This is a genomic window from Brevibacillus sp. NRS-1366, assembly GCF_050467985.1.
This window is the reverse complement of the sequence record NZ_JBITPN010000034.1, coordinates 1-4,318: the sequence shown is the minus strand read 5'-3', so window position 1 is coordinate 4,318 and position 4,318 is coordinate 1. Positions and strand designations below refer to the sequence as shown.

At 42.2% G+C, this 4,318-nt stretch carries 4 protein-coding genes; 1 reads left to right on the top strand and 3 read right to left on the bottom strand.

The genetic code is table 11. The features are described from left to right. Positions 1–283: 283 nt before the first annotated feature. On the top strand, positions 284–1,489 hold the full coding sequence (locus tag ACIFQN_RS24365; RefSeq protein WP_429835631.1) for an IS110 family transposase: 1,206 nt from the start codon (positions 284–286) through the stop codon (positions 1,487–1,489). Positions 1,490–1,857: 368 nt separating this feature from the next. On the opposite strand, the gene ACIFQN_RS24360 is transcribed toward ACIFQN_RS24365, so the two are convergent. The 3 genes from ACIFQN_RS24360 to ACIFQN_RS24350 form a co-directional block, all read right to left on the bottom strand. Continuing rightward, on the bottom strand, positions 1,858–2,310 hold the full coding sequence (locus ACIFQN_RS24360; protein WP_429835630.1) for a VOC family protein: 453 nt from the start codon (positions 2,308–2,310) through the stop codon (positions 1,858–1,860). A gap of 145 nt (positions 2,311–2,455) precedes the next feature. Next, positions 2,456–3,574 carry a Gfo/Idh/MocA family protein gene (locus ACIFQN_RS24355; RefSeq protein ID WP_429835629.1) on the bottom strand — a complete coding sequence of 373 codons (1,119 nt, stop codon included), beginning with the start codon at positions 3,572–3,574 and terminating at the stop codon, positions 2,456–2,458. Positions 3,575–3,613: 39 nt separating this feature from the next. Beyond that, complete coding sequence (locus ACIFQN_RS24350) at positions 3,614–4,009, bottom strand: MerR family transcriptional regulator (RefSeq protein WP_429835628.1); 396 nt, start codon at positions 4,007–4,009, stop codon at positions 3,614–3,616. Between the last annotated feature and the right edge of the window lie 309 nt (positions 4,010–4,318).

Sequence of the window (4,318 nt, the reverse complement as noted above, 5' to 3'; positions counted from 1 at the left end):
TTGTGCTTATCTTTGAAAAAAAGGGGCTCCAGGAAGTCAGTCAAAACCGACTTTCTGGACAGCCCCTCTTTCATTTAAGAAGTCGTACCATTACGGTAGCCGGGGTAGAACGGTCGAACCCGTGGGAGTCCTCATCCCGTCGCTAAAACTGTTCACCCCCTACTTGTAGAAACCATGTTTAGGCTGGTTGGGACAAAAAGATCTCGCATCACTAGCGATGCTGTGGAACTGCAAGCAGTCATTAGGGGTTGCCGGCAATAATTCTTTGGAGAGGGAGAGATCTATGAATCCAGTCATTGGTCTGGATGTATCAAAAGGGCAAAGTCAAGGGCAAGTGTTTTTAGATAAAGGTCAACCTTACGGTAAGAGTTTCGCATTCCTTCATACCCAAGAAGGGCTTCATTACCTTTTAAACTTGATCAACGATGTCACTAAACAAACAGGTCATTCACCCACTATCATCTTAGAGTCTACTGGGCATTACCAGGCTGCTGTTGTTCAGTTTCTGGAGGAACACTCTATTATCTTCATTGTTGTGAATCCGCTGATCTCAAACCAAGCGAAAAAGTCTTCTTCTCTACGTAAGGTTAAGACTGATGCTGTAGATGCCTATCAGCTCTGCGAGCTGTATTACAAGGAGGAGTTTGAGGCTTATAAGCAGAGAGGCGTACATTTCTTGAATCTTCGCCATCTCACGAGGCAGTTTGAATCCCTGACAGATATGTATGTTCAAGCAAAGTTGCAATTTCATGCGGTGCTTGATCAGGTTTTCCCTGAATACAATGGAGTCTTTGGTGACCTATTTTCGAGAATCTCCTTACTCTTATTAAGGGAATTCCCTACAGCTGAGTCGATCCTGGCTGCAGGAGAAAATACAATCTTGGAGAGAGTAGCTTGTATTTGTACCAGCCGATCAGAGCGTTGGGCCAAAGAGAAAGCCGAGCTTATCATGATTGCAGCAAAGCGTAATCCTTTTCAGAAGACAGCCTATCAAAGTCATTTAATCAGCCTTGAGCTTTATATACGCCTTCTTCTTCAGTATCAAGAGCATCTTTCCAGCTTACAGGACCAGATTGATGCTCTTGCTGAAGAAGTTGAAGAATATGAGATTATCCAATCGATTCCCGGTATCGGCAAAAAAATCGCGGCAACGATTCTATCAGAAATTGGAGAAATCGATCGGTTTACTCACGCTAAGAAATTAGTGGAATATGCCGGAGTAGATCCAAGTGTATACTCGTCAGGGAAATTCACAGCAACAGCCAATCGCATTACCAAACGAGGGTCCAAGCGACTTAGACACGCCTTGTACCTTGCGGTTCTTTGTGGGCTAAGACGCTCCTGCAATAAAAAGTTAAAGGAATTCTACGACAAGAAACGCGAAGAAGGAAAACCGTACAGAGTGGCAGTTATAGCTTGTGTAAACAAACTTCTTCATTGGATCTATGCCGTTTTAAGAAGCAAACAAACTTTCCTTGATTTAGCTTAAATCCCAAAGAAGATCAATAAAAGAAAAGCCTTCCACTAAGTTTCTGGAAGGATATTTGGTATGCGCATCTTTAGTATATCATCGGGTTTTAAGGAATTTAGAGATAAATATTGACAAGATATTAGCTGGTTTTAGTTGAGTCCCTTTAATTTGGTTTTGCATTGATTTCCGTTAAAGTTCATACATCACGAAGTCCCACCGAGTTAAGGCAGCTTGCTGCCGGCCGCGATGCGGTTAGTCGGTGCGGATGTGTCCCGGCAATTACTTCCTCGTTCCTTGTTTCCGGGACAGAGGGTCGCCCAGACCCGGAGCGTGAATGCGGTGTTTATATGATGCACCTTTCAGTTAAGTCTTCTTTTAAACGTCACTTATTTATTACCGAGTTGTTCCGCCAAACCGATTAGAAGTCCTTCATTTCCACGAATGTAGCAGAGCCGATACGAGTCCTCGTACTGAACTACTTCGCCAACGAGCTGAGCACCATACTTAGTGAGTCTGGATACCATTTCGTCAATGTCTTCAACGGTGAACATGACGCGTAGATAACCGAGGGCATTTACAGGAGCAGTTCGGTGATCTGATATAGTCGGTGGGGTGAGAAATCGCGAAAGTTCAAGTCGGCTGTGGCCATCTGGGGTAACCATCATAGCAATCTCTACACACTGTGAACCCAGCCCGGTTACGCGACCAGCCCATTCACCTTCGACAGTAGTTCGCCCTTCGAGCTTCAAGCCAATCTCCTCGAAGAAAGAGATTGTGTCATCAAGGGATTCTACAACGATGCCAACATTGTCCATTCTTAGTAATTTGTTTTTTGCCATAGTTTTATCTCCTTATGTGTACAAATCTATTACCTGATCATCTTCATTATTATTTTATCAAGAATTACTAATTCCTTCCAAACGGTTAACATCTTGTCACAGTTCATGATAACAAAGATAAGTCACAGTATAGTAGATAGTGTTTTTAAAGCACCTGACGTTCACCAGTATCGGCGGCTTTTTGTATGAGATCAAGGAGTACATGTAGTTTAACTGCATCCTCAAAATTAGGAACGTAATGGGTTCCCTCTAAAATATCCACTCCAAATTTCTCCAGAGCTTGTGCAACATTGAAGGTAGGTCCACCAGGGATCGTATCAGGAACCCAACGATATTGATCAGGAATGGATAATTCAGCGAGTGAAGTCGAGTTCACCTGGTTGGCAATATTCATCCCTTCAACTTTCAAGTCTCCCCATTGGAACTGAGCATGTGTACTTTCATTGGATAGTACAATTGTGCCCTCCGTACCGTATATTTCTAACGAGACTCCTGTTCGAAAGGTTACGCCCCCCTGTACATGTATTGAGGCGGTTGCTCCACTTTTTAATGTTCCATTAATTAAGATTTGATCTGCAGTCGTTTTCTCGATCATTTCACCAGTTTCCTGCACTTTCACTTGTTTAATTTGATTGGCAATCGTAGCTGATAGCTCTTTAAAATCACCAAGAGAATAACATAGTGCATCAATGGCATGTCCAGCATTAATCGTCAATAAGTTTGCACCATTTGAATTGTCCAATAAATATTTAGAGGTTTCATTCGTTGTACCACCCTTTGCCGTTGTAGAGACTTTCATATGACACGATAGTACCTTACCGACATATCCCTCAGCCACCAAGTCTTTCACAAAGTTAACTTCAGGAGATTGTCGGGCTTGCAGGCCAATCGCATGATGAACCTTTTTAGCTGCAGCTAATTTGTTCATCTCGACAGCCTGAGAAGTATTTAACCCTAAAGGCCATTCACAATATACATGTTTCTCGGCATTGAGGCCGGCCATGACCGCTTCGTAGTGACCAGGAACTTTTACACTCACAATAACCATATCCACATCTGGGTGTCGGGTTAATTCGTTTGAATCCGCAAATGCAAGAGGAACCCCAAATTGGGAGGCACTTTTCTCAGCACTTTCCATTCGGGTTGTGCCAATTGCCGTAATTTTAAATTTCGGAAGCTGTTGTAATGCAGGAATGTGAGTAGAACTCGCCCATTGATTGTTAGCCGATCCCCCGATAACACCGACATGTATTATCTTATCCATTTATTGTATAGCCTCCTTGAGTTTCTTCTCCTCGTATACTTATTCTTTCAACAAACTATAATAAAAATTCCTTTTATCCTGTGCTGTGGACTTCACGATTTCCAATTCCCTTAGTTGTTGCTCCAATTTTTCTATATGCGTATTCAAAATTTCAATCCTTTTGCGAAATATAACCTTCACGTCTATGTTTGGCTCCTCTCGCGTCACATAACAGCCCTCTTCCACAAACGCTGCGATGTCTTTTAACTTCATCCCCGTTTGCTTCAACCCATGAATAAATTTAATAAATCGAAGATCCTGATCATCATATCGCCTAATCCCGTATTGCTTTCCATCCAGACGTTTGGGTTTAGGAAGAAGACCTATTTTTTCATAGTATCGTAGAGTATACGCTGTAATACCCGTTAATCTGGATATTTCGCTGATTGAGTACATTGTGGCCGGCCACCTTTGATCAACTGATAATCTAACTATATTTGTTAGAGTAGACTCGAAGTCAATTGTGCTGAATAAAATACTTCATAACAATTGTATTAAACTACCCGTTAGTTGCGAAAACGGCAGCCATTTACGTAGGCTGCCGTTTTTCGTCTGTATTAAGCTCTTGAACCCATTAGTTCAATGAATCATTTACTATTTTTATTTTTTACCCACCTAGTTTCGGAAGCTTCGCTTATTGAGATCCTCGTATTTATTTATTGGGGAAGCCCTGTCTCTTCGCATTCCTCGCTATAATCAGCGCCA

Coding starts and splice junctions, on each gene's coding strand:
- ACIFQN_RS24365 (WP_429835631.1), top strand. CDS start 284: ATGAATCCAGTCATTGGTCTGGATGTATCAAAAGGGCAAAGTCAAGGG.
- ACIFQN_RS24360 (WP_429835630.1), bottom strand. CDS start 2,310: ATGGCAAAAAACAAATTACTAAGAATGGACAATGTTGGCATCGTTGTA.
- ACIFQN_RS24355 (WP_429835629.1), bottom strand. CDS start 3,574: ATGGATAAGATAATACATGTCGGTGTTATCGGGGGATCGGCTAACAAT.
- ACIFQN_RS24350 (WP_429835628.1), bottom strand. CDS start 4,009: ATGTACTCAATCAGCGAAATATCCAGATTAACGGGTATTACAGCGTAT.